Origin of the sequence: Streptomyces sp. ALB3 (assembly GCF_044385685.1) — a bacterium.
Lineage (GTDB): Bacteria > Actinomycetota > Actinomycetes > Streptomycetales > Streptomycetaceae > Streptomyces.
Genome location: NZ_JBISCE010000027.1, coordinates 292251 through 318541, shown reverse-complemented (window position 1 = coordinate 318541; position 26291 = coordinate 292251). Strand labels below are relative to the sequence as shown.

Genomic DNA, 26291 nt, shown 5'->3' with positions numbered 1-26291 from the left:
GGTTACCTGCACACTGCACTCTTGACGCGCCAGCACCTCCCGCCACAGAGTGTGCGCCGACCGAAGAACACGGGGAGCCTCCCGGGTACCGCTCTGCCACACCGGCCCAAGAAGGGTTGTCATGACGTCGAAGCAGAGGACCAGACTCGCACTCGCACTGACCACGGCAGGGGCGCTGAGCGTGGCGCTCCTCTCCCCGGCGCCGGCCGGCGCGGACACCGTTCGACCGGACTGCCCACGGGGCCTGAGCTGCGACTGGGTGCCCGCGGCCTACCAGCAGACAGGCGACCCGGCGGACAAGGAGACCTACGGCAACTACGACACGGCGGACCGGCCCGGCAGCAACCCCGTCAAGTTCATCGTCCTGCACGACACCGAGGTGGACTACGACACCACACTGAAGATCTTCCAGAACCCTGCCAACCAGACCTCCGCCCACTACGTGGTGCGCTCGTCCGACGGCCATGTCACGCAGATGGTGAAGAACAAGGACGTCGCCTGGCAGGCCGGGAACTGGTACCTCAACACCCATTCCATCGGCATCGAGCAGGAGGGCGTCGCAGCCGAGGGCGCCAAGTGGTACACCCCCGAGATGTACCGTTCGACCGCACGACTGGTGCGGCATCTCGCGGCGAAGTACGACATCCCGCTCGACCGGCAGCACATCCTCGGCCATGACGGCGTACCACCCACCAGCGCGGCCGGCACACGGAACATGCACTGGGACCCGGGCCCCTACTGGGACTGGAACCGCTTCATGGCGCTGCTCGGCAGGCCCACCGTGCCGAGCGCCCCCAGGGACAGCGAACTCATCACCGTCAGCGCCGACTTCACCCGTAACCAGCAGGAGTTCCGCGACTGCGAGAAGGGTGTCGACCTCCCTCGGCAGGGCAGCAGCGCGGTCCCGCTGCACACCGCGCCGTCCGCGGACTCGCCGCTCTTCTCCGATCCAGGACTTCACCCGGACGGTTCGCCGGGGACGAACTGCGCGGCTGACTGGGGCAGCAAGATCAGCGCCACGCAGCAGGCCGTCGTCGCCGGGAGAACGCCCGGCTGGACCGCGATCTGGTGGTACGGGGAGAAGGCGTGGCTCCGCACCCCCGCAGGGGCCCGCGTCGTCAGCCCCACCTCCGGTCAGGTGGTGCGGCCCAAGGCAGGCAAGGCGGAAGTACAGGTGTACGGCGTCGCCTACCCGGAGAAGGCGGAATACCCGGCGGACTTCGTCAAGCCGTCCGTGGGCACCCCGCTCGGCTACACCATCAAGGCGGGACAGGCGTTCCCCGGTGGGGGAGAGGCGCCCACCGGCTACTACTACGCACCGACGATCGACGCTTCTAAGGCGTACGACCACACCTACTTCCGGGGAGGGCAGACGTACGTGACCGTCCAGATCGGCCACCGGATCGGCTTCGTGAGGGCTTCGGACGTCGATGTGGTGCGAGCCGGCTCATGAACGGCGGCTGAGCCACGGCCGGCGCGCTGCGGTACCCGTGTGCCGGTACTCGTCCGCAGCGCGCTCCCCGCCGTCGGCCGCCCCGGCGTGGTCAGCGTGTGCCCACCGCTGCGCGCACGGCTCGCCGGGCCATCGCACAGTCGTCGTGCAGCCTGCGCAGCAGCAGTCGCTGCTCCTCGCCGGAGGAGAGAACCCCCTGCCGCGCCTGTCCGCCACCGGCCGGCGTGCCCTCGCGCATGGCCCGCTGGACAGCCGTCTCGTACGTACGGATCTCCCGGGTCAGGACGATCATGAGGTTGACCAGGAACGCGTCCCGGGCGGCGGCTCCCGCAGCCTGTGCCAGCTGGCTGATCTGGCGCCGCGACGCCGGAGCGTCACCCAGCACGGCCCAGAGCGTTGCCAGGTCGTATCCCGGCAGGTACCAGCCGACGTGCTCCCAGTCGACCAGCACCGGCCCCGTCGGCGGCAGCAGGATGTTCGAGAGCAGCGCGTCACCGTGGCAGAACTGGCCCATGCCCTGACGGCCGCCGGCGTGGGCCAGGCCGTGCAGCAGCTTCTGGAGGTCACCCAGATCACGGTCGGTGAACAGACCCAACTCGTGGTACCGGGAGATGCGCGAGGCGTAGTCCAGCGGCGCGTCGAACAGGCCGGCCGGCGGCCGCCAGGCGTTGATCCGGCTCACCGCTCCGAGAACGGCGCGCAGATCCGCGCGGGGCGGTGCCTCCGCAGGATGCCTCGTCAGTGCCGCGACACGGCCGGGCATCCGCTCGATCACCAGGGTGCAGTTCTCCGGGTCGGCGGCGATGAGACGAGGAACCCGGACCGGCGGGCGGTGCCTGACGAAGGCACGGTATGCCGCTATTTCGTGCCGGAACCGCTCCGCCCACGCGGGGGAGTGATCGAGTAAGCACTTGGCCACCGCGGTCGCGCGACCCGTGGTGCCCACGATGAGCACCGAGCGTCCGCTGCGGCGGAGCACCTGCACCGGATTGAACTCCGGGCAGATGCGGTGCACCGAAGCGATGGCCATCCGCAGCTGCGCCCCCTGGGCACCGGACAGGTCCAGTCTGCCGCTGAGCGGTTGGGAGCCCGGGCCCGCCGTCCGCCGGGGCCGACCCGTGCCGGGCGCCGGTGACGCGGCGCGGGGGTCGAGATACGGCCCGCCGCCCGCCCCCGAGGGACGAAGCGGCCGGAGCGGGGCGGACACGGAGGACGATGCTGTGTACATGGGCGAGACAGATCCCTTCGTGCGCCGACAAGTTGCGTGCGCCGCCCCGGCCGGCGGCCGTTCGGCACCCTGGGGAGTACCTAGGGCTGCCGGGCGGGGTGGCGCTTTCCTACCTGACACCGGCGCGCGGGTGGCACAACATCTGGCGACCCCTGGCGAACCCTGGCGAATATTCGCCGGGCATCCGCCATGAGGCTAGGGTCAAGTCAGCCGAGAACCTGGGGGCTTGACGTGACCGGAGAACCCAACACCCGCCTGTCTGACCTGTTCGGCCTGGCCGGCTGGTCCAAGGGCGAACTCGCGAGAATGGTGAACAGGCAGGCGGCGGCCATGGGCCACCCCCAACTGGCCACCGACACCTCGCGGGTGCGGCGCTGGATCGACATGGGGGAGTCCCCCCGCGATCCCGTGCCCGAGGTGCTGGCAGCTCTGTTCACCGAGCGGCTCGGCCGTGTCGTGACCATCGAGGACCTCGGGTTCGGCCGGCGCGGGCGTGTGGGGAAGCGGCGAAAAGCCGGGACGGAAGACAATCCCGACGGTTTGCCGTGGGCGCCCGAACGGACGGCAGCGGTCCTCACCGAATTCACGGGAATGGACCTCATGCTCAACCGACGCGGCTTGGTGGGCGCGGGCGCCGCGCTCGCCGCTGGCTCAGCACTCACCGGCGCCATGCACGACTGGCTGCACTCCGAGCCCGCTCCGGCGGCCCGGGCCTCCCGCCTCAACGATCCCCTGTACGCCGACAACGCGGGCTTCGACCTGTACGAGGCCGCACCCATCGGATCCGAGGAGATCGAAGCCCTCGAGCGCTCGGTCGAGGTGTTCCGGGCCTGGGACGCCTCCAGAGGGGGCGGACTCCAGCGCAAGGCGGTCGTGGGCCAGCTGAACGAAGTGGGCGGGATGCTCGCCTACCACCACCCCGAGCATCTGCAGCGCCGCCTCTGGGGCGTCGCCGCCAACCTCGCGGTCCTCGCCGGCTGGATGTCCCACGACGTCGGCCTCGAGCCCACCGCACAGAAGTACTTCGTGATCGCGGCCCATGCGGCTCGCGAGGGGGGCGATCGTCCGCGCGCAGGGGAAGCGCTGTCCCGCGCGGCCCGTCAGATGGTCCACCTGGGCCGGCCGGACGACGCCCTGGACCTGATGAAGCTCGCCAAGTCCGGTTCCGGGGAGGAGACCCTGCCGCGCACCCGGGCGATGCTGCACACCATCGAGGCCTGGGCGCAGGCGTCGATGGGACGTGGTCAGGCCATGCGGCGGACACTCGGCGAAGCCGAGGAGCTCTTCGTCTCGGACAAGGGCGATGTCCCGCCGCCGAGCTGGATGCAGATGTTCGACGAGGCGGACATGCACGGGATGCAGGCACTGGCCTTCCGTACGCTGGCCGAGCATGACCCCCGTGCCGCCTCCACCGCGCAGCGCCACGCCAAGCAGGCACTCGATCTGCGGATAAACGGCCGCCAGCGGTCCAAGATCTTCGACTACATCTCGCTCGCGTCGGCGTGCTTCATCGCCGACGACCCCGAGCAGGCCGACCGCTACGCACGCCTCGCCCTGGTGTCGATGGGGGAGACGTCCTCACACCGGACCTGGGACCGGCTGCGCGAGATGTACCGCCTCACCGGCCAGTTCGCCGGCAGCGCGAAGATCGAGGACCTGCGTGAGGAGATCGAGCGCGCGCTGCCGCCTCGCGTGGCCGGCAAGAAGACGAGGCACTCCGAGGTCTGACCGCAGCCGGAGCCGACGAGCCCACCACGAAGCGCCCTCCCGGCCAGGGCGGGTCCGCCGTATCCGAGGAGTCCCGCGGCTCTGGGCCGGCCCGGACGTTCCACAAGCTTCCGCGACCTCCCCCGGGTCGAAGTGGTCCGGTGTTCCCTCACGCCTCGACGCGTGCGATCAACACGCATGCGTCGTCGAGGTGTTCGGACGGTCCCAGCTCCTCGACCACCGCCCGTACACAGTCCTGTGCCGTGCGGGCCTGGGCGAACCGAGGTGCCAGCCCGAGAAGCACGTCCGGGCCGGTGCTCCGGTCGCTCCGCCGTGTGAGTCCGTCGGTGTGCAGGACGAGCACGTCGCCGGGCAGCAGCTCCACCTGATCCTCTTCATAGGTGACCCCGGACGCCGCCCCGAGCAGGACCCCGTCCGGCGAGGGCAGAGGGCGCCCCTCTCCACTGCGGAACAGCAGCGGCGCGGGGTGCCCTGCCTGTGCCCAGACCAGCGTGCCGGTCACGGGATCGAAGCGGCAGCACACGGCGCTGCCCAGGGCCGGCTGCGCCGAGCACTCGATCAGTTGGTTGAGATGGCCCATGACCGCCCCAGGGCCCACACCGGCCACGGCCATGCCCCGCAGCGCACCGAGCAGCATCGCCATGGAGGAGGCCGCGGGGATCCCGTGGCCCGTGAGGTCACCGACGGTGAGGAGGGTCTTCCCGTCCGGCAGTGGCAGCGCGTCGTACCAGTCGCCACCGATGAGGTCGCTCGGTCCCGACGGCAGGTAGTGGGCGGCGATGTCCAGTCCGTTCGTGCCGTGGCCGGGTGTCGGCAGCGAGCCGCGCCATGACGGAAGAACGGCCTCCCGGAGTTCCGCCGCCACCCGGTGCTCGGCGTGCGCCATCTGCTCCTGGCGCCGCAGTGAATCCTTGGTCCGGCCCACGAGGTGCTGGCCGCGCCTCAGCCTGCTGACGTCGCGCAGCACCGCCCACATGGAAGCGGTGCAGCCGTCCGCGTCGAGCACGGGTTCGCCCATCATGTGCAGGGTCCGCATGCTGCCGTCGGGCAGCAGGATCCTGAATTCGCCGTCTATCGGCCTGCCGTCCACCAGGCAGTCGGTCACCATGGACGTCAGGAGGGGCTGGTCCTCCGCGAGGAGCACGGACGGCAGTTCGTCCAGGGACAGCGCCCCCGTGCCCGGAGTCCTGCCGAAGATCCGGTACAGCTCGTCGGACCAGCTGACCTCGTCGGTGAGCAGGTCCCACTCGGCGCTGCCCACCCTGCTGAGGAGGGAGTCCGTGGGCGCCTCGGCCGGCGCCTCGGCGCAGACCTCAGCCGCCGGCTCGGCGGCACCGGCCCCGGGGATGCCGTCCCGAAGCTGTCCCAGGTGCTCGCCCAGGTCGTCGAGCTGATGCACGGCGAGTTCGCAGAGTGCCCGCTGCCAGCGGAGCTGGGGATCGTCGTCGATCACCGTGGTGTCGCGTCGCACGGCGTCCACGTCGCCCCGCAGCAGCCGGGTCCGGCTGATCAAGGCGTCGACGGCATCCCGCTCGGGCGGTTGGGGGGCGGGGCGGTCCGCGAACAGATGGGACGGCATCTGGTACTCCGATACAGGCGGTGCGGCCGGTTCGTGGGGGTGGACCGAACACGACTGTCGCACAGGCGGGGGGACCCCGTAAGGGGTTTGGCAACACTCGAGACGTCCTTGCTTCCGGCATATGCCATCGGCTGTGTGGACCCGGGGCGATCCTCGAACACCCTTGCCCCTGTGGGGTAGTTGACGCAAGCCGTCCGGCGTGAGCAGCTCGGCGTCCGCCCGTGTACGCGGTCCCGCGCCGCTCGCACCGGCCGGATTGAGGGGCGTGCGGGCGCGCCGATGCGAGGCCGCGCCGAAGGCGGGGCCGGCAGCCGACGTAGCGTCCGGGGTGCGGCCAGGCGTTCGCCGCTCCTCCGTTCGGCGTTCCGTCGCGGACACGGGGCCGACGGCGTCCCGGTACGCGGCGCGGGAATGGCGGTGCCCCCGCGTGTGTTGTGAGAGCCGGAAACGAAAACGACACCCATCCCCAATCAGGGGGCGGGGTCGGAGTCCCAGTCTGGAGATCCCATGGCGCGCAGCGAGGTCAGACCTGTCGTCCTGCTCCGTTCCACGGCCGGAACCGGCCACACCTACGTGACGCGGAAGAACCGGCGCAACGACCCGGACCGGATGGAGCTCCGGAAGTTCGACCCGGTCGCCGGGCGCCATGTCACGTTCCGCGAGGCCCGCTGAGGAGCGAGGCACATCCACCCTGCTTCTACGGCAACGCTCCGGCCTGCACAGTCGTGGTGTGGATCACAGGGCAGGGGGCGGATTACGGGAACGGGGAGAGCTGGTTTATCGTTCACCTATACGTGGGAGTGAACGGCCGGAACCCCCGGCGCGGTGATCCGCCTTCACCTCCGCACACAAGCCGCCCCGGCTGGATTCCCCCGATCCGGCCGGGGCTTCCCCTTTCCCGCGTGACGGGCGCCCCGATGATCCTCGGCGTCGCGCTCACGCACCGGGCGTTCGGCCCGGCGCCCTCACGGCCCCGGTTCACATGGTCTTCGTCAGATCGGTCGCGTAGTGCTCGATGGCGGGCCGGTACCGCTGTACGTCCGGACTGTCGCTCGTCGTCGCCACCAGGCGCAGCAGAAGCTGCATGGCCTCGTGGTGCTCGCCGGTGTTGAACAGGGCCATGGAGAGGAAGGCGCGTAGCGCCCCGTCGTCCGGAAACTCCGACACGCCGCGCCGGAGCGTCTCGACGGCCTGCCCGAATCTGCCCAGGCAGCGGTAGGTGCTGCCCAGCCCCAGCAATGCGCCACGGCGGTCCTCGTCGGGGAGGCCGTCGCCCTGCAGACTCCGCTCGTAGTACGGCACGGCCTCGGCCTCCAGGCCGAGCACGTCGTGGACCCAGGCTGTCTGGTAGGCGACGTCCGGCGCGTCGGGGTACGCGGCGGTGAGGGAGAGGAGGCGTTCCCTGGCCTGCTCGGGATGGCCCTGTTCCCGCAGTCGTACGGCCTCCGTCAGCAGCTCGTCCTTCGTCTGTGCGCTCATGCGCACATGGTCGCACCCGTCAGGGGGTGTGGGTTCCCGGGTCGGGGGCATCCGTTCCGCCATGACAGCTGAGGCGGAACACAGTGCACGACGGCGCAGAAGTGTGGGACGTCTGCTGTTGCGCGCGGCGGCGCTGGCCGCGGCGTTCCTGGCGCTCGTGGCGTTCTCGGTGGTCCTCGCCAAGGTGACGCTCACACCGTCACCGGCGTCCGAGGACATCGTGACCTCCAATCTGAAGCCGGGGCGCTCACTGCGGCAGTACGCGGAGGACTACACCTTCCTCGCGGCGTGCAAGCAGGCCGGCGGGAACCTGCTGCTGGGAGCACCCTTCGGTGTGCTGCTGCCGATTCTTGTCCCGCGCCGGCTCCGGATGCTCCGGATGACCGTGCTGACCGTGCTGGTCATGGCGGTCGTGGAGCTCGCGCAGGGCGCGCTCGTGGCGGGACGGGCCTTCGACATCGACGACGTGATCCTCAATACGACGGGCGCTCTGCTGGGGTACGCACTGGTGGGCCGACGCGTCAGCCATCGCTACCACACTCTTTCGGACCGACCTGCGGGCGCGGCGGAACCCGCGCCAGCCCCGGCGAGGACCGGGCCGGTCACCGGGAACAAGGGGAAGCCGGGCACCGGAGCGAAGGGCGGGGCCAAGGCGGGGAGCGCGGTCATGTCGAAGGTGCGGGCGACGAAGCGCGGAAACGAAGCCGCTTCCGGACCCGCCGCACGCCGGAGCGCGTCCGCGCCGATGGCTCGCGGACGCGCTCTGTTCGACAGGTGGCGCAGTCGTCGGTAGGGCCCGGGCGGGAGAGCGCCCGGGACCCGCCGGCGCGGAGCCTAGAGCGCCGGGTAGGCGTTCTTCATGAGCTCCTGGAACTGGGCGGAGAACCACTTCCCGGAGACCGGAGCGTTGCCCAGGGCCCCGGACATGTTGTTGTTGTTGCGGGCGTTACCGGTGTACGTCGGGTCGCACATCCGGTCGAATCCCTTGCCCTCGTCGTTCGGGATCGCCTTGCTGGATCCGTCCGACTCCCCCGGGGGCTTCATCCAGACGTACGCGTCGATGCCGGCCTCCGGGGCCGCCTGCGGCCGCTCACCGAGGCCTGCTCCGGCCTGGTTGCACCAGTTGCCCAGGTGGATGCGGCGGTCGTAGCGTCCGCCCTCCACGTAGGTGTCGACGCTGGTGGAGGCACCCGGGCCGGTCGGCCGGTTCGCACCGCCCCAACCGTTACGCGAGGTGTCGATGAGCATGCCGATGTCGGAGTTGAAGCCGACCGAGACCAGTTCGTTGCGGAAGGCCTGGGCGAAGGACAGCTCGTCCGTGTAGCGGTTCCAGTCGACCCACTTGGACTGCCGCACGGAGGTTCCGTTCACGGTGTCGTCGATGGAGAAGTTCTCCTCCTTCAGGGCGCTGTAGTTGGCCGTGTTGGTGATGAAGCCGTGCACGTCGTTGACGGTCGCGCCCTCGGCGGTGGCGGCCTGGTGGAAGATGTCGGCGGAGGGGCCGAAGTTGTCGTCCCAGCCGATCCAGCCGTGGTGGCCGGCGTCGATGTAGTTGTAGACGTTCGGCGCGTCGCCGAGCTTGTTGAGTGCGTAGCCGACGCCCTTGACGTAGTTGCCGTTGGCCTTCATGACGTCACACGCGGGGGTGGCGGTGGGCCGGCCGCCCGCGTTGGTCACCAGGTTCGGCAGGGAGTCGATCTCGACGGTGGTGACGATACGAAGACCCGCGTACTTCGCGTCGGCGAGGATGGCCGCGATCGGGTCGATGTACTCGGTCTTGTAGCGGCCGATCTCGGTGGGGCCGAGCTCGCCGTTGGACGCGAGTGCCGCGCAGTCACGCCCGGGCAGGTTGTAGATGACGAGCTGGACGACGAGTTCGCCGGAGCCCTTCTGGGTCAGGGCCTCGTCCAGGTGGTCACGCAGGCCCATGCCGCCGTTGGCGCCCTCGATGGCGGCGATGCGGTCGAGCCACACACCCGTCGGCTGGTTCGCGACCCGGCTGCCGCCCGGTTCGGCGGCTGCGTTGGCCGACCATTCGGGGTTCACGTAGACCTTGGCGCCCTGATAGGGGTTGTCAGCCTGCTCGCCCGCGGGCGGGTCGGTCGGGTCCGGGGGATCGGTCGGACCCGTGGTGCCTCCGTCACAGGTGACGCCGTTCAGCTTGAAGGTCGCGGGCACGGTGCTGTTGCCGTTCCCGGTCGCGTTGAAGCCGAAGGTGGCGGAGGATCCGGTGGCCAGCGCGGCGTTGTAGCCGGCGTCCTTCGCGGTGACGGCTGTGCCGCTCTGGGAGACGGTGGCGTTCCAGCCCTGGCTGACCTTCTCGCCGCCCGAGAACGCCCACTGCAGTTGCCAGCCGGAGACGGCGGCGCCCAGGTTCTTCACGGTCACGGAGGCCGTGAGTCCCCCGTTCCACTGGTTCTGGATCTTGTAATCGACGCTGCAGCCTGCCGCCGCCGCGGCGGAGGCTCCGAAGGGTGCCACCGCGGCGGCGGAGCCTGCGGCTGCGGCGACGAGTGCTCCCGCGGCAATGAGTGCCGTTCGGGATCGGCGCAGGGTGGTGCGGCTCGTGCGGCTCATACGAATTCCGTTTCCTCAGCTGTCAAGGGCGCGCAGGTGATCGCGCGGCCCGATTCCGTACGGGGTGGGGGTACCGTCGTAGTCGCTGGTCAAGGACGAGGCCGTGGAGTGGTCCCAGCTGTTCCAGGCCCGCCAGTGACAGGAGTTGCTGGTCGTCGAACCCCTGCGTGACCCGGCCGGCGAAGCCGGTGGGGGCAGGTGTCCTCGCCGATGTCGTGCGTATCGAGGGGGACCGGTGCGAGCGGGGTCTGCGAGAGGCCCCGTGCGCAGGCGTGCCGGGGTCGTCGATGTGTGGCGGGCGGCCCCGCGTGCCCGTGGTCCCCGAGGCCGATGCCGACACCAGGCGCCGTCGGCGTACCGGTCGGAGTGGCCGGCTGTGACGCCGGTGTCCCGCCCCGGTGCTGGCGCGCCGGGGCAGCCGCGCCTCGGCACTCGGCCCGTCGGCCGGGCGCTCCAAGGCGCTGTCGTCCTTCTCGTCCGCGTAGTGCGGGTCCATGGTGTTCAGGCCAGGTGGGTACTCCTCGTTCGAAGGCCAGGGGCCGGGGGGTGGAGCGGTCGCTCCGGTCGACGCCCGCCCGCACAGGTGCGTGCTCGGCGAGCTCGTCGCTCCGGAGGCCCGTTCTCCTCGGTCCGTCGGCGGGGGCGAAAGGATCCGCCGGACCGGTGGAGCCGGTCGGATCCGCGGTGCGGCGTGTGCTGTTGAGCCTGGACACCGGATGCGGGATCCGGCCCCGGCGCGGAGCTCAAAAGATCCGTCTCCGGGCCCGCACCGATCGCATGTGTCCTGTACCGGCTGCCGGGTGACGCGGTGCCCGCCACCGTTGGTCCGCTGTCCCGGTGGCGCGCGGCGCTGTTCTTCACCGTGCGCCCCGGGGTGGATACCGAAGGCGTGACCATGACCGCGGATGCGTTGCCGGCCATGTCGGGCACTGCTCCGGGGAACAGTCTGAACAGGTGCGATAAGTGCGGGAGGTGACGCATGAGCGACTCCTGGCAGATCGGGCGTGCCCCCTACGGCACGTCGACTGGTGGAACCGCTCCCACTGGTGTGGCTTGACGTTAGAGCGTCAAGTGGTGGCGGTCAACACACCAGTTCCCAACTCTTGTTGTCGAATTAATTCGACTCTTCAAGTCTCTTGACTCTCTTTTTCCTCATCCCCATGCTGGGAGCGCTCCCACTGGTTCAAGGCTTGTGCTCAACCCCGCACGCCCCCATGTTGCCGAGCCGCAGGAGGTACCGCGCATGCCATCGGGACGCACACGAAGAACGTGGTTACCGAGGAGACCCGGCAGAACCGGAGCCGGATACCGACGTCTGTGGACAGCATTCGCGGCAGCACTGGCCCTCCCCCTGGGAATGACCGCCGCAGTCGGCGGCCCGGCCCAGGCCGCAGCCGTGCAGTGCAGCGTCGACTACAAGGTCAATGACTGGGGTTCGGGCTTCAGCACCGAACTCACCATCACGAACAGGAGCTCCGCCGCCATCGCCGGCTGGACCCTGACCTACGACTACGCGGGCAGCCAGAAGCTCGCCAACGGCTGGAACGGGAACTGGTCCCAGTCGGGCAGGACGGTCACCGTCAAGAACGCGGCCTGGAACGGCTCGATCGCCGCCGGCTCCGCCGTCACGACGGGTGCGCAGTTCACCTACAGCGGCACCAACACCGCGCCGACCGCCTTCTCCGTCAACGGCACGGCGTGCGTGGGGGCCCACCAGCCGCCCATCACCGTCCTCACCAGTCCGGCGGCGGGCGCCGTCTTCTCCGCAGGAGACCCGGTACCCCTGGCAGCCACCGCGGCAGCCGCCGACGGTGCGGGGATCAGCAAGGTCGAGTTCTACGACAACACGAAGCTGCTCGGCACGGACACCACGTCGCCGTACACCTACAACGCCGAAGGGCTCTCCGCGGGCGGTCACTCCGTGTACGCCAGGGCCTACGACAGCCTCGGCGCCTCGGCGGAGTCGACCCCGGCGGGCATCACCGTCGTCGCGGGCCCGGTCGTCGTCGCCACGCCCGCACAACTGGGCGTGCAGCAGGGTAAGTCGGGGACGTTCAACGTGTCGCTGTCCACCGCGCCCTCCTCGTCGGTCACCGCGACCGTCGCGCGCAGCGCCGGTAACTCCGGCCTGAGTGTCACCGGTGGTGCGAGCCTCACGTTCACTCCGTCGAACTGGTCCACGCCCCAGAAGGTGACCGTCACGGCCGACGCGTCCGGCACGGGAGCCGCGACCTTCACCGTGACGGCCCCCGGGCACGGCAAGGCCGAGGTCACGGTCACCCAGCTCGCCGCGGCGAAGGAGTACGACGCCCGCTTCCTCGACCTGTACGGGAAGATCACCGATCCGGCCAACGGATACTTCTCCTCGGAGGGCATCCCCTACCACTCCGTCGAGACCCTGATCGTCGAGGCGCCGGACCACGGACACGAGACGACGTCCGAGGCCTACAGCTATCTGATCTGGCTCCAGGCGATGTACGGCAAGATCACCGGTGACTGGACCAAGTTCAACGGTGCGTGGGAAACCATGGAGACGTACATGATCCCCACCCACGCCGACCAGCCCACGAACTCCTCCTACAACGCGTCGAAGCCCGCCACGTACGCCCCCGAGCACGACACCCCGAACGAGTACCCGGCGGTGCTCGACGGATCGGCGGCCTCCGGATCGGACCCGATCGCCTCGGAACTGAAGAGCGCGTACGGCACCGACGACATCTACGGGATGCACTGGATCCAGGACGTCGACAACGTCTACGGGTACGGCAACTCCCCCGGGAAGTGCTCGGCCGGGCCGACCGAGACCGGTCCCTCGTACATCAACACCTTCCAGCGCGGCACCCAGGAGTCGGTCTGGGAGACCGTCACCCACCCCACCTGCGACAACTTCACCTACGGTGGTGACAACGGCTACCTGGACCTGTTCACCGGGGACGCCTCGTACGCCAAGCAGTGGAAGTTCACCAACGCTCCGGACGCGGACGCCCGTGCCGTGCAGGCCGCCTACTGGGCGGACGTCTGGGCGAAGGAGCAGGGCAAGTCGAGTCAGGTCTCCGCGACGGTCGCCAAGGCGGCGAAGATGGGTGACTACCTCCGCTACTCGATGTTCGACAAGTACTTCAAGAAGGTCGGCAACTGCGTCGGCCCGGCCACCTGCCCCGCCGGCAGCGGCAAGAACAGCGCGCACTACCTCATGTCCTGGTACTACGCCTGGGGCGGTGCCACGGACACTTCGGCCGGCTGGTCCTGGCGCATCGGCTCCAGCCACGCCCACGGCGGCTACCAGAACCCGATGGCGGCCTACGCACTCAGTTCTGTGGCCGACCTCAAGCCCAAGTCGGCCACGGGACAGCAGGACTGGGCCAAGAGCCTGGACCGGCAGATGGACTTCTACCAGTGGCTCCAGTCCGACGAGGGCGCCATAGCGGGCGGCGCTACCAACAGCTGGAAGGGCAGTTACGCCCAGCCTCCTGCCGGTACACCGACCTTCCACGGCATGTACTACGACGAGAAGCCCGTCTATCACGACCCGCCGTCGAACCAGTGGTTCGGCTTCCAGGCCTGGTCCATGGAGCGGGTCGCGGAGTACTACCACGAGTCCGGCGACGCCCAGGCCAAGGCGGTACTCGACAAGTGGGTCGACTGGGCCCTGTCGGAGACGACCATCAACCCGGACGGCACCTACCTCATGCCGTCCACCCTCAAGTGGTCGGGCGCACCCGACACCTGGAACGCGTCCGACCCGGGTGCGAACGCCGGCCTCCACGTCACGGTCGCCGACTACACCAACGACGTCGGGGTGGCCGGTGCCTACGCCAGGACACTGACCTACTACGCGGCCAAGTCCGGTGACGCCGAGGCGAAGGCCACGGCCGAGGGGCTGCTCGACGGTATGTGGAGTCACTACCAGGACGACGCCGGGGTCGCGGTTCCCGAGACGCGCGCCGACTACAACCGGTTCGACGACCCGGTGTACGTCCCGAACGGCTGGACGGGTGCGATGCCCAACGGTGACACCGTCGACAACGACTCGACGTTCCTCTCCATCCGGTCGTTCTACGAGGACGACCCGAACTGGCCGAAGGTGCAGGCCTACCTGGACGGCGGAGCCGCTCCGGTCTTCACCTACCACCGGTTCTGGGCACAGACCGACGTCGCGCTGGCCCTGGGGGCGTATGCCGACCTTCTGGAGTGAGTGACAGCAGTGCCAGGGTTCCGGCCGCCGGCCATCCGCCGGCGGCCGGGACCCCGCTCGTCCACGGGGGTCTCGCACGAACCGGAGGCAGAGGGCATGATCGTGCGATGACCTGGACAGCGCCCGAAGCCACCCGCACCACCGGAGCGCTCACCGGCGGTGAGCGCGAGACACTGACCGCCTTCCTGTCCTTCTACCGCAGCACACTGCTGCAGAAATGTGCGGGCCTGACCGGCCGGCAGCTCGCCGAGCAGACGGTCGAGCCCTCCAACCTCACTCTCCTCGGTCTGGTCCGGCACATGGCCAAGGTGGAGCGCATATGGTTCCGCGAAGGGCTCGCGGGCATGTCACTGCCGCCGATGTACGACCCGGAGAAAGGGAAGGACGCGGACTTCGAGGACCTCTCCCCGGACCGCGCACCCGACGACTACGCGCGCCTCGTCGAGGAGATCCGTCTGGCTGACGAGGCGGCGGCGGGGGCGTCACTCGACACCACGTTCACCTGGAGGGGCTCCGTCTACTCACTGCGCACGGTGTACGTCCACATGGTCGCCGAATACGCCCGCCACATCGGACACGCCGACCTGCTGCGGGAGCGACTGGACGGCACCACCGGGGCCTGAAGTCACCCGGGGGACTCATGCCCCCGCCGGCTCCGGCCCAATCGGCGCCCGGGCGGACTGAAACGACCGTACGGGGTCACACGGAAGGCATGACGTCCACAGACGTAAGGACAGACGGCGCCGGTGACCCCGGCCACGGCGGCGCCACGCCCCACCGGCCCCGCACGCGAGGGTGCCTTCCGGTCGCCGGTGTGTGTGCCGCGGCGCTGGTCCTCCTGTTCCTGGGTTCCAGGCTCAGCCTGCTGCCGGGTCTCGGCGACCTCTTCGAGGAGGAGACCACCGACCGCTCCGGGCCGGCGGTGCTCAAGTCCATCCAGGACATGAGCGCCTACGAGGCCGCGTCCGGCAACTTCCAGGTGGTGGTCGACCTGGAGAAGGACGCCAAACTGCTGCCCGACGCCATCCGGGGCACCCGGACGCTGTACGTCGGCGCGGGCACCGTCGGGGCCTCCGTCGATCTCGGCAAGGTCGGGGCCGAGGGGGTGAGGGTCGACAAGGACCGGACCACGGCCGAACTCGTGCTGCCCCACGCGGTGCTCGGCAAGCCCGCCCTGGACCCGGACCGCTCCTACGCCGTGTCCAAGCAGCGTGGACTCCTCGACCGCCTCGGCGACTTCTTCTCCGACAACCCGGGCAGCGAGCAGGCCGTCAACAAGCTGGCGGCGCGGCACATCGGAGAGGCCGCCGCGGAGAGCGGCCTCACGGAACGGGCCGAGAAGAACACCACCTCCATGCTCCAGGGCCTGCTCGGCTCGCTCGGCTTCGAGAAGGTCACCGTCCGCTACGGCGATCCGGCCGGCTGACACCCTGCCTTCGCCACGCCCGCCGGCCCTGCGTCACACTCACCGGAGCGACGGTCGACCAATCCCACCGACCGTCCCAAGCCAGGGAGTGAGGACCATGACCGCCGAAACCACGGAACGCTTCAAAGCCGCAGTTGAGAAGGGCGATACGTCAGCACTGGAAGCGCTGTTCACCGAGGACGTACGTCTCTTCAGCCCGGTCAAGTTCACGCCCTTCGAAGGTCGTCCCATGGTTCTGGGCCTCTTCGACGTACTCCTGCGCACCTTCGAGGACTTCCGCTACGTCGGCCGCTTCGAGGGCGAGGCGTCCACCAGCGCGGAAGGCGCTCAGGAACCGTCGGAGGTCCTGCTCTTCAGGGCGACCGTGAACGGCAAGGCGATCCACGGAATCGACCTGCTCCAGTTCGGCGAGGACGGCCGCATCAAGGAGTTCACCGTGATGGTCCGCCCGATGTCCGCGGTGCAGGCGCTGGGCGAGGCCGTTCTCCGGGGGCTCGCCGCCGACGGTCTCGTACCCAGACAGGCGCCGCACTGAGGCCGTCTCCGGCCCGGGTCCGCCCGGCTGCCGGGGCACAGCGTGGCACGGTGTGAACGCACTGCGGAATCATTCCGTTACCCTACGTGAGATCACCGATCGCTCATCGGCATCCGAGGGGACTTCCGAATGAACCGTATCCGCACCGCACTTGCCGCGCTGGGGCTCACCGCAGGCCTGGTGACCGCCCCCGCCGCGAGCGCCGCACCGCACGAGAACCGCGTGGCGCCGGCCATCAGCCACGATCCCTGCACGGGTGAGTTCACCGGGGACGCACGGCTGGGGCCCCGGTGGCTGCCCTCGGCGAAGCAGGCGCCCGTCGGTCCGCTGCTCAAGGGATACAAGCGGACGGGCAGCCTGTCACCCTCCGCCTTCCTGAAGAAGTACTGGGAGGGGCCCGCGGACACGGGCGGCTGGAAGTACCCGCCCAACGACGGATTCGCCGAGGTCAACGGGGAGATCGACAAGGAGCCCGCGAAGCTGCGCACCGGACAGCGTCTGGACCGCTTCGGATCGGAGTACGGCGGCTACCTCGCCCCGGCGGGAGACGCCTACGAGGAGCGTGCGCTGCCCCCGCAGAACCTCAACACCCGTGAGGCCGCGGTTCCCTGTGACTACCGCGTCTACAAGGTCGCCAAGCCGTTCTGGGTCTGGCAGGGCAGTATCGCACCGTGGTTCGAGCAGCCCGGCGGAGGCGCGCAGATCAAACTGGACGCCGTCTTCCTCGACCCCGGCGCCGGGCAGCGGCTCAACGTGAAATGGCTGCTCGACCACGCCTACCTCATGCCCGCGGACGCCTAGACCCGACGTGGACCGCCGGGAACTGCGTGCCGCGCTGGGAGTGGCAGGAGTGGCGGACGGCAACTACCGCATCGAAGGCGTGCACGAACCGGTCCCCACGCCACCGGACTTCCTCTTCCTGAGGAAGGCGTCGGACGGAGTGTGGGAGACCGGTGCGTACGAGCGCGGCAGGTCCGAGGTGATCGGGCGGCATCCGGGCGAGGCGGCGGCCTGCGCGCACCTTATGCGCCTGCTCGTCCGACCGGCCGCCGGCACGGTGCCGGACGACCACGACCGCTGAGCGCCCGGAGGCGGTGGCGGCCGGGGCCCGGGAACGCGGCGGCCCCAGCAGCCGACGGGCAGGAACCGGCGCCGGCAGCCCTCCGCCGACGGGACGGGCCCACCGTGCGCCGGTGAGGGCGCGTGTCGGAGGTGGAGCCCCGCCCGGGGAGCCGCCATGGTGGTCGTATGAACAGTGCAGGCATTCTCGCCGATGCGTTCGAGCGCATCCACGAAGCGGTGCACGCCGCAGTCGAAGGTCTCCCGGCCGAGGATCTCAACACCAGACTCGACGGCGAGGCGAATTCCATCGCCTGGCTCGTGTGGCACCTCACGCGCGTCCAGGACGACCACCTCGCCGACGCTGCGGGCACCGAGCAGATCTGGTTCGCCAGGGACTGGGCTTCCCGCTTCGAGCTGCCCCTCGAGAAGGGCTCGACCGGCTACGGCCACAGCAGCGCCCAGGTGGGTTCCGTGAAGGTGGCGTCGGGCGACCTCCTTCTCGGCTACTTCGACGCCGTGCACGAGCAGACGCTCGGTTTCGTCCGGGGACTCGACGGCCGGGCCCTGGACCGTGTCGTCGACGACGCCTGGTCGCCGCCGGTGACACTCGGCGTGCGGCTGATCAGCGTCATCGCCGATGATCTGCAGCACGCGGGTCAGGCCGCCTTCGTGCGAGGCGCACTGGAGCGCCGTCAGTAGGCCGCGGACGCGGTGCGCGCGTAGCGTCCGGGACTCGTGCCGACCACACGCCTGAAGTGCCGGGAGAGGTGGGACTGGTCGTAGAACCCGGCCGAGGTCGCGACCTCCGGCGCGGGCATCCCGCCGAGCAGCAGGCGCCGGGCCAGATCGACACGACGCCCTGTCACGTACTGGTGCGGGGCCATGCCGAACTCCCGGCTGAAGGCCCGCACCAGGTGCGTGTGGTGGGCGTGGAGACGCTCCGCCGCGTCGCGCAGCGTCAGCCCTTCGACGAAGGACGCGTCGAGCAGCTCCCGGAGGGCGTGCGCGGTCCGGCGGTCGGACACCTGCGGGGTGTCGGGCTCGTCGCGCAGGTGCCGGGCGAGACGATCGGAGACGAGCGCGAGACGGCTCTGCGCCTCCAGCTCGTCCCCGGGGTGCTCGAGTGTCCGGTGGAGCTGGTGGACACGACGGCGCAGCCACGGATCCCGCAGCACGGGGCTGTCGACCGCCCTCCCGACGAGCTCCGCGTCGATCTCCCCGGTGTTCAGGTACAGCACACGCTTACGGAACCCCCCGGGAGTCGCGGCGTCGCCGTTGTGCGGGACATGCGGGGGCAGGAGAGTCACCACCGAACTCGGCGCCCCGTGCTCCTGGCGGTCAAGGTCGTAGCGGACCATTCCCTCGTCGACGATGAGCAGCGTCCACGCGTCATGCGTGTGCATCGGGTACGCGTGGTCCGCGAAACGCGCGTGAAAGACCTCTTTGATCCCCTCGACGCGCGGACGCCACGCGGTGATGTCCGGACGTGCACCCATGGGCGAAGCGTACAAGAGCGTCACCACCACCCCGGTGTGCAAACTTCGTACAAGACGGCCGGCGGCCGGCTCGGCAGACTCCTGGCATGAACGACGACAACGCACCCGTACGCTTCGACACGAAGATCGCTGTACTGCTCCGCGACGACCTCGAGACCTGGCAGCGCCTCAACGTCACCGCCTTCCTGGTGAGCGGCCTCGGTACGCAGGCGCCCGAGGTGATCGGTGAACCGTACGCCGATGCCGACGGCACCCCCTACCTGCCGATGTTCAGGCAGCCGGTGGTCGTGTTCGCCGGGTCGAAGGAACTCCTGAGGACCGCGCACACCAAGGCGGTGGGTCGCGGGGCCACGCTGTCCGTATTCACCTCGGACCTCTTCGCGACCGGCCACGACGAGGCCAACCGGGCCGCGGTCCGGGCGGTGGGGAGGGACGCCATGGATCTCGTGGGACTGGCCGTGTACGGGCCGCGCAACGGGGTCGACAAGATCCTCAAAGGCGCGTCGATGCACCCGTGAGCACCGGCACGGCGTCACCGGACGGATACTCACGGGCACACCCGTGCGGGTGATGGACGCCGGTGCCATACTCAAGACAGTCCGCTTGACAGGCTTGTCATTGTCCCGAAAGGCGACGCGTCATGAACTGGGCATCGTGGACCACCCTCGGTGTCTTCGCGGGAACCGGCGGAGTGCGCACCGAAGAGGTAGGCGTCGTGAGCGGTGATCTGACCGTGCACACGACGTGGACCGAAGAGCAGGCAGAGGTCGCCGTGCAGTACAGCGGCGCCTCGGACTGGTTCACCCTGGCCGGCAGTCCGGTGCCGTGCCCCTCAGAGGAAGCGAGCAGAGCCCTCCATCAGAGCGTCGTCGAGGCGGTACGCGCCGGCGGCGGAGCCACGGTTCCGGCTCCGCACCCGGTGGACTGAACCGCACGGGAGGCGCGGCGGCAGGCTCAATCGCCTGCGAAGCCCACCACATACCGGCGCTGCCAAGGTGTCTCCACGGCCTTGGGGTGATAGTTCCGGCGGACGTAGGCGACCGCTTCCCCCGCCGGGACCCCGTCCAGCACGGCCAGGCACGCCAGAGCCGTACCGGTCCGCCCGCGGCCACCTCCGCACGCGAGTTCGACCCGTTCACGCGGGGCCCGGCGCCAGGCCTCCTCGAGCACGGCTCGCGCCGCCGCCCTGTCCGTGGGCAGACGGAAGTCGGGCCAGCGCAGCCACTGTGAATCCCACGCCACCGGGGGCGGCGGGCCGCCCAGCAGATGGACGGCGAAGGTGGGTTCGGGGCCGGCGGGCAGCGGACGCCGGAGCTCACGGCCGCGCACCAGCCGCCCGGAGGGCAGCTGGAGCACGCCCTCAGCCTCCGGGTCCCAGGTCTCCGCCATGCTCAGTCCTTCCCGTCGAGGTCCTGGCTCAGCAGGCCAGCCAGCTCCTCGACGGCGTCGGGGGCGCTTTCGCCCACGGCAGACAGCACCAGTAGATCCCCTTGCTGAGCGGCAAGGGCGAGCACCGACAGCATGCTGCGGGCGTCGACCGGGTCGCCGCCCTCACGTGCGACGGTGACAGGGACCGGCTGACGCATGGCCGCCTGGACGAAGAGGGAGGCGGGACGGGCGTGCAAGCCGCTGCGGGAGCCGACGGAGACGGTGCGCTGGTACACGGGTTCACTCCTGTGTGCAGAGGGGGACTGGATGCCGGGGGAGGGGCGACGGGTTCTACGCGGCGACGGGGACTCCGGCCTCCTCGCCGGCCGGGGCGGAGGCGTCCGGGTTGCCCCGCACGCCCTTGAGGGTGACGACCAGAGCGGTGGACACCGCGGTGCCTGCGGCGATCGCCAGCAGATAGAGGAACGGCTCGCCGATGAGCGGTACGACGAACACACCACCATGCGGAGCGCGGAGCGTACAGCCGAAAGCCATGGACAGGGCGCCTGTGACCGCCCCGCCGGCCATCACGGACGGGATCACCCGCAGCGGATCCGCCGCGGCGAACGGGATCGCGCCCTCGGTGATGAACGAGGCGCCGAGCACCCACGCCGCCCTGCCGTTCTCCTGTTCGGTCCGGGTGAACAGCTTGCGGCGCACGGTCGTGGCGAGGGCCATCGCCAGGGGAGGCACCATGCCGGCCGCCATCACGGCGGCCATGACCTTGAGACTGCCTGGCGTGGGGTCGGCCAGGCCGCCGACCGCCAAGGCGTAGGCCACCTTGTTCAGCGGGCCGCCCATGTCGAAGCACATCATCAGGCCGAGGACCACACCGAGGATGACCGCGTTGGAGCCCGACAGCCCGTTCAGCCAGTCGGTGAGAGCGTTCTGGAGGGAGGCGATCGGCTTGCCGACCACGATGAACATCAGGAAGCCGACCGCGACCGACGCCAGCAGCGGGATCACCAGCACCGGCATGATGCCGCGCAGCGTGGGATGCACCTTGACCCGCTGGATCGCCATCACCGCCGCGCCGGCCAGCAGACCCGCGACCAGACCGCCGAGGAATCCCGCGTCGATGGTGAGCGCGATGGCACCGCCGACGAATCCGGGCACGAGTGCGGGCCGGTCCGCCATCCCGTAGGCGATGTACCCGGCCAGCACCGGGACCAGGAAGCCGAACGCGGCGGTACCGATCTGGTTGAGCAGGGCGGCCCAGCTGGCCGCCTCGCCCCAGACGAAGTGGTCCGCCACCGACTTGGCGCCGGCGATCTCGTAGCCGCCGATGGCGAACGAGAGGGCGATGAGCAGCCCTCCGGCCGCCACGAACGGCACCATGTAGCTGACGCCGGACATGAGATAGGTCCGCAGGCGGACACCGAGGTGCCCTGCTGCACCCGGTGAGCTGCCCGCGCCCGCACGTGGTTCGCCGGATTCGCCGGAGAACGTGCTGACCTCTCCCTGCGCGGCCTTGCGCCGGGCCTCGGCGATGAGCTCGGCGGGCCGGTTGATCCCGGCCTTCACCCCGGTGTCGACCACCGGTTTGCCGCCGAACCGGGTCTTCTCCCGCACGTCGACGTCGTGGGCCCAGATGACCGCGTCCGCCGCGGCGATCACCGCCGGGTCCAGGCGCTGGAAACCCGCCGACCCCTGTGTCTCGACGTCCAGTACGACTCCCTGGGCACGCGCGGCCGCTTCCAGGGACTCGGCGGCCATGTAGGTGTGCGCGATACCGGTAGGACACGACGTGACGGCGACGATGCGGAACGGCTCGGCCGTCGCCCCGCCCGGTTCCGGCGCAGGCGCGTCCAGCTGGTCCCGTACCGGTACCTCCTCGCCGCGGATCCGGGCCGCCGCGGCGGCGGGATCGGTCTCGGCCCGCAGCGCGCCGGTGAAGGCGGGGTCCATGAGCCGCCGCGCCAGGCTCGACAGAATAGTGAGGTGGTCGTCGTCCGCGCCCGCGGGCGCGGCTATCAGGAAGACGAGGTCCGCGGGGCCGTCGGCGGCTCCGAAGTCGATGCCTCCCGGGCTGCGGCCGAAGGCCAGTGTCGGGGCGGCGACATGCTCGCTGCGGCAGTGGGGGATGCCGATGCCACCGTCCAGGCCGGTCGGCATCTGCGCCTCGCGGGCCGCCACATCGGCGAGAAAGCCGTCGAGGTCGGTGACACGGCCTGCCGCGACCATCCGTCCGGCCAGTGAACGGGCGGCGGCGTCCTTCGTCTCGGCGGACAGATCGAGATCGACCAGTTCCGCGGTGATCAGCTCACTCATCGCGGGGCTCCTTGCTCGTGGACCGCCCGGGGGACGGCGCGGGGGACGGGGGCGTCATGGGACTGGACTCGTACGGGGACTGTCATGGGGCCTGCCCCGCCAGGGCGAGGTCCACGGGGACGTCCTCGGTGGTGACCACGGAGGACGGATCGAGATCGGCGGGCGTCGGCATGACGCTGCCGGGCAGCTGCACGGCAGCGGCGCCGTGCGCCACCGCGGCCGACAGCGCGGCCCTGCCCGTCCCGCCCGCGGACAGGAATCCGGCGAGTGAGGCGTCTCCCGCACCGACGTCGCTCCGGACCGCGTCGACCCGGGCGGCGGCGAAGCAGGCGCCGGAGCGTTCCACGAGCAACTGTCCGACGGGACCGAGGCTGGCGAGAACCGCCCGTGCCCCGAGCTCGCACAGCTCCTGCGCCGCCTTGAGCGCGTCGCCGACGGTCGCGAGCGGTCGGCCAACGGCCTCGGCGAGCTCCTGCGCGTTCGGCTTGATGACGTCGGGCCGTTCACACAGTGCGGCGACGAGCGCGGCGCCCGAGGTGTCGAGGGCGATCCGGACGCCGGCGCGGTGGCTGCGGGCGACCAGTTCGGCGTACCACTCCGGAGGCAGGCCTCGCGGAAGGCTTCCGCAACAAGCGATCCAGTCCGCGCCCGCCGAGCGGGCCCGGACGGTGTCCAGCAGGCGCTCGGCCTCCGCGGGGGCGATATCGGGCCCGGCCGCGTTCACCTTGGTGAGTGTGCCGTCGGGTTCGACGAGGGTGATGTTGACGCGCGTGCTGCCGGTGATCGGTACCCCGGCGGCCTCGATACCGTGCTCGCCGAGCAGCCGGGCCAGCAGGGCGCCCTCAGGCCCGCCCAAGGGTGCGACGGCCACCGTGCGGTGGCCGGCGGCGGCGACGGCGCGGGAGACGTTGACGCCTTTGCCACCGGGATCCACACGGTCGGCAGTGGCCCGGAGCACCGCGCCACGGGTGAGCCCGGGAAGCTCGTACGTGCGGTCCAGGCTCGGGTTGGGAGTGACTGTGAGGATCATGCTCGTACCACTTCCGTGCCCTGGCTCTCGATGGCCCGGGCGTCCTCGGGGCTCAGCCCCGTATCGGTGATCAGCAGGTCGACGTGGGAGAGATCGCCGAAACGCGCGAAGTGCTCCTGACCGCACTTGTCCGAGTCGGCGAGGAGCACCACTCTGCGGGCCGCCGCGATCACGGCGCGCTTCACGGCCGCTTCGGCCAGGTCCGGGGTCGTCAGACCGCCCTCGGGCGAGAAGCCGTTCGTGGCGAGGAAGACGACATCCGCGTTGATCTCGGCGTACGCGCTCAGCGCCCAGGCGTCGACGGCCGCCCGCGTCCGGTGCCGCACCCTGCCGCCGACCAGGTGCAGGGAGATGTCCGGATGATCCGAGAGGCGGGCGGCCACGGGCAGGGCGTGGGTGACCACGGTGAGGCGTGACTCGACCGGGACGGCGGCCGCCAGCCTGACGGTCGTCGTCCCGGCATCGATGATGATGTTGCCCTCGGCGGGGAGTTCACCCAGGGCCGCGGCGGCGATGCGGTCCTTCTCGTCGGCCGCCACGGTGTCGCGCTCGGCGAGATCCGGCTCGAATCCGAGCCGCCCGGCGGGGATCGCACCACCGTGCACCCGGCGCAGGAGCCCTGCCCGGTCGAGAGTCTTGAGGTCTCGCCGGACCGTCTCCGCGGTCACCTGGAACTGTTCGGCCAAGGACAGCACGTCGACGCGTCCGCTCTCGCCGGCGAGGCGGAGGATTTCTTGCTGCCGCTCCGGTGCGTACATGTGGTTACGTATCCGTTCCATGCCCGAGTCTGTGGTTTCACCGGCAGACTACGGGCGCTGTTCAGGAAAGTAAACACATTCGGGCAGAGAACTGGGCGTGAACGGACTTCGGAGCGGCGGGCCCGTCGGCCGCGTACTTCAGTCGCCGCGGCGGGCGGCCGTCCGCGGACTCAGCGGGCGTACCAGCAAGGGTGCTCCCAGGACCTGATGTCCGCCGCTCGCCTGCATACGCACCTCGCCGCGTTCGCTGATCTCGGCGCGCACGATTCCGGTCTCGTCCTCGTACACCGGATTGCCCCCCGCGCCGGAGCGTGCCGTGAGGTGGACGACCACCACGTCGTCCTCGGCGCCGCCCGCCTGGAATATGAGTTCGTAACTCTCCGGGTAATCCATGACCCACCTCCGACCGGGCCGGCAGCAGTCGCTCGCCCGTCATCACCATTGTTTCCCACCGCGGCGCATGACGCTCATGGACGAACGGACCGGTGACCGTCCGTGACTGCGGATGCGGATCAGGTGAGGTGGGGCGACCATCGTCTGCAAGGGACCGGACGCGTGCTGTCAGCTTCGCACGGCCGGCCGTGACGCCAGGCGGCTCCGCCGGCGCTATCGGATTTCGTCGGCGCGGGAACCACGGGCTCCCGGCCGCCCTGTGGAGAGGAACTGCCGTGCTGATGGCCAACCCCGCAACGCTGCGAAATCTCGTCAAGCGCTACGAGACACTGCGAAGCACCCATGCACGGCTGGGCACTTCCGAGAGCAGCCGCCAACTCGAGGACGTCTCCTACACCCTCTGCGTGACCACCGGGACCAGGGCCGTGCCCGAGGCCCTGGCCGTCGCGGCGGCGCAGTTGCACGCAGTGCCGTCCACGGGGGCTCTGAGTCCCACGGCGGGGCCGGCTGACGTGCAGCTGACCGCCTGACCGCACAGCCTTCCACGGATGGCGCCGGTTCCCCGAACCGGCGCCATCCGCCTGTCCGGACATTCCCGGGCCGGTACCCGCGACACGCCGAATGGGCGGACGGCGCCGTCGATCGGGTGACACCCGCAGGCCGGACAACATGACTGTTCGCGCGGACGGCTAGGCATGCCAGCATGAGATTTGAGCCCCGTCGAACCAAGACCGTTTCCCCGCGTAACCGCCGGCTCCGCGTCACAGGCGGCGCCCTGTGCGCCGCTGCTCTTGCCGCCACCCTTGTGACCGGTTGCGGTCAGGACAGCGGTGACGAGACCGCCGCGGAGACCTCCGAGGCTGCGAAGGTCCTCCCGAACCAGACGACCAGCCCCTCCGGGAGCGTTTCGGGCAGCCCCTCCGGGACGGCGCAGCTGACCGAGGACCAGACCGAGCGCAAGGAACTGCTGTCGACCGTCAAGGTCACCTACGACAAGGCCGCCGCGACGGCCGTCGGCGAGGTGTCCGGTGGCAAGCTGACCGACCTGGACCTCGAGGGCCTCGACGACGAGGATGACGACGACGCGACCGGCAGCCCCAGCCCGACCGGCAGCCCGACCGGCAGCCCGACCGGCGGCACCAGCCCGAGCCCCGAGGCCACCTCGAGCCCGAGTGGGACCGGCAGCCCCAGTCCGAGCGGCAGCGCCGGAAGCCCGAAGTGGGTGGCGGAGGTCGTGGAGAAGGACGGCACCGCGCACAACGTGACCATCGACGCGGTGTCCGGCGACGTCATCGACTTCGCGCCGGACGCCGATCAGAGCGACGCGGACAAGCAGGAGCTGGCGGCCCAGATCGCCAAGGCGACGCAGACGCCCCAGCAGGCCGCGAAGGTCGCCCTTGCGAGGCAGAAGGGCTGGGTCACCTCGATGGCCCTCGACGAGAACGACAGCCAGGTTCTGGTCTGGAAGGTCGACGTCGTCTCCAAGGGGTGGAACAAGACCACCTTCGACGTGGACGCGGTGAAGGGCACGATCACCGACGAGCAGATCGACGAAGACTGATCACGGCACTGGACGAACGGACATATCGGCGGCGGACCGCGGTGCGGTGCGCCGCCGACGTGTGCGTCCCGGCACGCGGGGAGCGAGAGGTC

At 70.2% G+C, this 26291-nt stretch carries 26 protein-coding genes; 15 read left to right on the top strand and 11 right to left on the bottom strand.

The features are described from left to right. Positions 1-121 precede the first annotated feature (121 nt). On the top strand, positions 122-1453 hold the full coding sequence (locus tag ACHFIV_RS16585) for an N-acetylmuramoyl-L-alanine amidase (RefSeq protein WP_398968948.1): 1332 nt from the start codon (positions 122-124) through the stop codon (positions 1451-1453). Between the two features lie 91 nt (positions 1454-1544). Here ACHFIV_RS16585 and ACHFIV_RS16580 read toward each other — a convergent pair whose 3' ends face one another. Beyond that, positions 1545-2681, bottom strand: a complete 1137-nt coding sequence (locus ACHFIV_RS16580; RefSeq protein WP_398968946.1) for an aminoglycoside phosphotransferase family protein — start codon at positions 2679-2681, stop codon at positions 1545-1547. A gap of 231 nt (positions 2682-2912) precedes the next feature. On the opposite strand from ACHFIV_RS16580, the gene ACHFIV_RS16575 reads away from it, so the two are divergent. Next, entirely contained in the window at positions 2913-4409 is a 1497-nt protein-coding gene (locus ACHFIV_RS16575) for a DNA-binding protein NsdB (protein ID WP_398968944.1), read from the top strand. 148 nt (positions 4410-4557) lie between these two features. On the opposite strand, the gene ACHFIV_RS16570 is transcribed toward ACHFIV_RS16575, so the two are convergent. After that, positions 4558-5988 (bottom strand): PP2C family protein-serine/threonine phosphatase, encoded by a 1431-nt coding sequence (locus ACHFIV_RS16570; RefSeq protein ID WP_398968942.1) that lies wholly within the window; start codon positions 5986-5988, stop codon positions 4558-4560. Positions 5989-6495: 507 nt separating this feature from the next. On the opposite strand from ACHFIV_RS16570, the gene rpmG reads away from it, so the two are divergent. Continuing rightward, positions 6496-6660: a 50S ribosomal protein L33 gene (gene rpmG / locus ACHFIV_RS16565; protein WP_398968939.1), complete on the top strand. Its 165-nt coding sequence runs from the start codon at positions 6496-6498 to the stop codon at positions 6658-6660. Positions 6661-6966: 306 nt separating this feature from the next. Here rpmG and ACHFIV_RS16560 read toward each other — a convergent pair whose 3' ends face one another. After that, positions 6967-7467, bottom strand: a complete 501-nt coding sequence (locus ACHFIV_RS16560) for a tetratricopeptide repeat protein (protein WP_398968936.1) — start codon at positions 7465-7467, stop codon at positions 6967-6969. Positions 7468-7528: 61 nt separating this feature from the next. Here ACHFIV_RS16560 and ACHFIV_RS16555 point away from each other — a divergent pair, with 61 nt between their 5' ends. Continuing rightward, a complete protein-coding gene (locus ACHFIV_RS16555; protein ID WP_398968934.1) occupies positions 7529-8260 on the top strand; it encodes a VanZ family protein in 732 nt (243 codons plus the stop codon). Between the two features lie 41 nt (positions 8261-8301). Here ACHFIV_RS16555 and ACHFIV_RS16550 read toward each other — a convergent pair whose 3' ends face one another. Beyond that, a complete protein-coding gene (locus ACHFIV_RS16550) occupies positions 8302-10044 on the bottom strand; it encodes a glycoside hydrolase family 6 protein (RefSeq protein ID WP_398968931.1) in 1743 nt (580 codons plus the stop codon). A 1243-nt stretch (positions 10045-11287) separates the two neighbouring features. Between ACHFIV_RS16550 and ACHFIV_RS16545 the strand changes: the two genes are divergently transcribed. The 7 genes from ACHFIV_RS16545 (at position 11288) to ACHFIV_RS16515 (ending at position 17961) form a co-directional block, all read left to right on the top strand. Next, entirely contained in the window at positions 11288-14239 is a 2952-nt protein-coding gene (locus tag ACHFIV_RS16545; RefSeq protein ID WP_398968928.1) for a glycoside hydrolase family 48 protein, read from the top strand. Positions 14240-14346: 107 nt separating this feature from the next. Next, positions 14347-14862 carry a DinB family protein gene (locus tag ACHFIV_RS16540; protein WP_398968925.1) on the top strand — a complete coding sequence of 172 codons (516 nt, stop codon included), beginning with the start codon at positions 14347-14349 and terminating at the stop codon, positions 14860-14862. Positions 14863-14951: 89 nt separating this feature from the next. Next, the gene (locus ACHFIV_RS16535; RefSeq protein WP_398968923.1) at positions 14952-15665 is read left to right on the top strand and encodes a DUF4230 domain-containing protein; all 714 of its coding nucleotides are present in this window, start codon (positions 14952-14954) and stop codon (positions 15663-15665) included. A 97-nt stretch (positions 15666-15762) separates the two neighbouring features. Then, positions 15763-16200 (top strand): nuclear transport factor 2 family protein, encoded by a 438-nt coding sequence (locus ACHFIV_RS16530; protein WP_398968920.1) that lies wholly within the window; start codon positions 15763-15765, stop codon positions 16198-16200. A gap of 129 nt (positions 16201-16329) precedes the next feature. Next, positions 16330-17001 (top strand): TNT domain-containing protein, encoded by a 672-nt coding sequence (locus tag ACHFIV_RS16525; RefSeq protein ID WP_398968917.1) that lies wholly within the window; start codon positions 16330-16332, stop codon positions 16999-17001. A gap of 7 nt (positions 17002-17008) precedes the next feature. Further along, entirely contained in the window at positions 17009-17281 is a 273-nt protein-coding gene (locus ACHFIV_RS16520; RefSeq protein ID WP_398968915.1) for a hypothetical protein, read from the top strand. A 167-nt stretch (positions 17282-17448) separates the two neighbouring features. Further along, positions 17449-17961, top strand: coding sequence for a mycothiol transferase (locus ACHFIV_RS16515; RefSeq protein ID WP_398968913.1), 513 nt, complete (start codon positions 17449-17451; stop codon positions 17959-17961). Here ACHFIV_RS16515 and ACHFIV_RS16510 read toward each other — a convergent pair. After that, positions 17955-18758 (bottom strand): AraC family transcriptional regulator, encoded by an 804-nt coding sequence (locus tag ACHFIV_RS16510; protein ID WP_398968910.1) that lies wholly within the window; start codon positions 18756-18758, stop codon positions 17955-17957. The two genes, ACHFIV_RS16515 and ACHFIV_RS16510, sit on opposite strands and share 7 nt — an antisense overlap. 86 nt (positions 18759-18844) lie before the next feature. Between ACHFIV_RS16510 and ACHFIV_RS16505 the strand changes: the two genes are divergently transcribed. Further along, entirely contained in the window at positions 18845-19276 is a 432-nt protein-coding gene (locus ACHFIV_RS16505) for a DUF2000 family protein (protein ID WP_398968908.1), read from the top strand. A gap of 122 nt (positions 19277-19398) precedes the next feature. Beyond that, a complete protein-coding gene (locus ACHFIV_RS16500) occupies positions 19399-19686 on the top strand; it encodes a hypothetical protein (RefSeq protein WP_398968906.1) in 288 nt (95 codons plus the stop codon). 26 nt (positions 19687-19712) lie between these two features. Here ACHFIV_RS16500 and ACHFIV_RS16495 read toward each other — a convergent pair whose 3' ends face one another. From ACHFIV_RS16495 to ACHFIV_RS16470, 6 genes are all read right to left on the bottom strand, one after another. Next, positions 19713-20147 (bottom strand): protein-tyrosine phosphatase family protein, encoded by a 435-nt coding sequence (locus ACHFIV_RS16495; RefSeq protein WP_398968904.1) that lies wholly within the window; start codon positions 20145-20147, stop codon positions 19713-19715. 2 nt (positions 20148-20149) lie between these two features. Then, positions 20150-20422, bottom strand: coding sequence for an HPr family phosphocarrier protein (locus tag ACHFIV_RS16490; protein ID WP_398968902.1), 273 nt, complete (start codon positions 20420-20422; stop codon positions 20150-20152). Between the two features lie 55 nt (positions 20423-20477). Then, positions 20478-22457 carry a fructose-specific PTS transporter subunit EIIC gene (locus tag ACHFIV_RS16485; protein WP_398968899.1) on the bottom strand — a complete coding sequence of 660 codons (1980 nt, stop codon included), beginning with the start codon at positions 22455-22457 and terminating at the stop codon, positions 20478-20480. A gap of 82 nt (positions 22458-22539) precedes the next feature. Continuing rightward, entirely contained in the window at positions 22540-23487 is a 948-nt protein-coding gene (gene pfkB / locus ACHFIV_RS16480) for a 1-phosphofructokinase (protein WP_398968896.1), read from the bottom strand. Then, complete coding sequence (locus ACHFIV_RS16475) at positions 23484-24245, bottom strand: DeoR/GlpR family DNA-binding transcription regulator (protein ID WP_398969710.1); 762 nt, start codon at positions 24243-24245, stop codon at positions 23484-23486. Before ACHFIV_RS16475 ends, pfkB begins: the two co-directional genes overlap by 4 nt. A 138-nt stretch (positions 24246-24383) precedes the next feature. Beyond that, the gene (locus ACHFIV_RS16470) at positions 24384-24638 is read right to left on the bottom strand and encodes a DUF6296 family protein (protein ID WP_398968893.1); all 255 of its coding nucleotides are present in this window, start codon (positions 24636-24638) and stop codon (positions 24384-24386) included. Positions 24639-24913: 275 nt separating this feature from the next. Between ACHFIV_RS16470 and ACHFIV_RS16465 the strand changes: the two genes are divergently transcribed. Together ACHFIV_RS16465 and ACHFIV_RS16460 are read left to right on the top strand one after the other, a co-directional pair. Continuing rightward, positions 24914-25168 carry a DUF5133 domain-containing protein gene (locus tag ACHFIV_RS16465; RefSeq protein WP_398968890.1) on the top strand — a complete coding sequence of 85 codons (255 nt, stop codon included), beginning with the start codon at positions 24914-24916 and terminating at the stop codon, positions 25166-25168. Positions 25169-25341: 173 nt separating this feature from the next. Next, the gene (locus ACHFIV_RS16460; protein WP_398968888.1) at positions 25342-26199 is read left to right on the top strand and encodes a PepSY domain-containing protein; all 858 of its coding nucleotides are present in this window, start codon (positions 25342-25344) and stop codon (positions 26197-26199) included. The last annotated feature ends 92 nt before the right edge of the window (positions 26200-26291 follow it).

Excerpts from the sequence above, each read along its gene's own strand:
- ACHFIV_RS16585 (WP_398968948.1), top strand. The coding sequence starts at position 122 with ATGACGTCGAAGCAGAGGACCAGACTCGCACTCGCACTGACCACGGCA.
- ACHFIV_RS16580 (WP_398968946.1), bottom strand. The coding sequence starts at position 2,681 with ATGTACACAGCATCGTCCTCCGTGTCCGCCCCGCTCCGGCCGCTTCGT.
- ACHFIV_RS16570 (WP_398968942.1), bottom strand. The coding sequence starts at position 5,988 with ATGCCGTCCCATCTGTTCGCGGACCGCCCCGCCCCCCAACCGCCCGAG.
- rpmG (WP_398968939.1), top strand. The coding sequence starts at position 6,496 with ATGGCGCGCAGCGAGGTCAGACCTGTCGTCCTGCTCCGTTCCACGGCC.
- ACHFIV_RS16560 (WP_398968936.1), bottom strand. The coding sequence starts at position 7,467 with ATGAGCGCACAGACGAAGGACGAGCTGCTGACGGAGGCCGTACGACTG.
- ACHFIV_RS16555 (WP_398968934.1), top strand. The coding sequence starts at position 7,529 with ATGACAGCTGAGGCGGAACACAGTGCACGACGGCGCAGAAGTGTGGGA.
- ACHFIV_RS16550 (WP_398968931.1), bottom strand. The coding sequence starts at position 10,044 with ATGAGCCGCACGAGCCGCACCACCCTGCGCCGATCCCGAACGGCACTC.
- ACHFIV_RS16545 (WP_398968928.1), top strand. The coding sequence starts at position 11,288 with ATGCCATCGGGACGCACACGAAGAACGTGGTTACCGAGGAGACCCGGC.
- ACHFIV_RS16540 (WP_398968925.1), top strand. The coding sequence starts at position 14,347 with ATGACCTGGACAGCGCCCGAAGCCACCCGCACCACCGGAGCGCTCACC.
- ACHFIV_RS16535 (WP_398968923.1), top strand. The coding sequence starts at position 14,952 with ATGACGTCCACAGACGTAAGGACAGACGGCGCCGGTGACCCCGGCCAC.
- ACHFIV_RS16530 (WP_398968920.1), top strand. The coding sequence starts at position 15,763 with ATGACCGCCGAAACCACGGAACGCTTCAAAGCCGCAGTTGAGAAGGGC.
- ACHFIV_RS16525 (WP_398968917.1), top strand. The coding sequence starts at position 16,330 with ATGAACCGTATCCGCACCGCACTTGCCGCGCTGGGGCTCACCGCAGGC.
- ACHFIV_RS16515 (WP_398968913.1), top strand. The coding sequence starts at position 17,449 with ATGAACAGTGCAGGCATTCTCGCCGATGCGTTCGAGCGCATCCACGAA.
- ACHFIV_RS16510 (WP_398968910.1), bottom strand. The coding sequence starts at position 18,758 with ATGGGTGCACGTCCGGACATCACCGCGTGGCGTCCGCGCGTCGAGGGG.
- ACHFIV_RS16505 (WP_398968908.1), top strand. The coding sequence starts at position 18,845 with ATGAACGACGACAACGCACCCGTACGCTTCGACACGAAGATCGCTGTA.
- ACHFIV_RS16500 (WP_398968906.1), top strand. The coding sequence starts at position 19,399 with ATGAACTGGGCATCGTGGACCACCCTCGGTGTCTTCGCGGGAACCGGC.
- ACHFIV_RS16495 (WP_398968904.1), bottom strand. The coding sequence starts at position 20,147 with ATGGCGGAGACCTGGGACCCGGAGGCTGAGGGCGTGCTCCAGCTGCCC.
- ACHFIV_RS16485 (WP_398968899.1), bottom strand. The coding sequence starts at position 22,457 with ATGAGTGAGCTGATCACCGCGGAACTGGTCGATCTCGATCTGTCCGCC.
- pfkB (WP_398968896.1), bottom strand. The coding sequence starts at position 23,487 with ATGATCCTCACAGTCACTCCCAACCCGAGCCTGGACCGCACGTACGAG.
- ACHFIV_RS16475 (WP_398969710.1), bottom strand. The coding sequence starts at position 24,245 with ATGTACGCACCGGAGCGGCAGCAAGAAATCCTCCGCCTCGCCGGCGAG.
- ACHFIV_RS16470 (WP_398968893.1), bottom strand. The coding sequence starts at position 24,638 with ATGGATTACCCGGAGAGTTACGAACTCATATTCCAGGCGGGCGGCGCC.
- ACHFIV_RS16460 (WP_398968888.1), top strand. The coding sequence starts at position 25,342 with ATGAGATTTGAGCCCCGTCGAACCAAGACCGTTTCCCCGCGTAACCGC.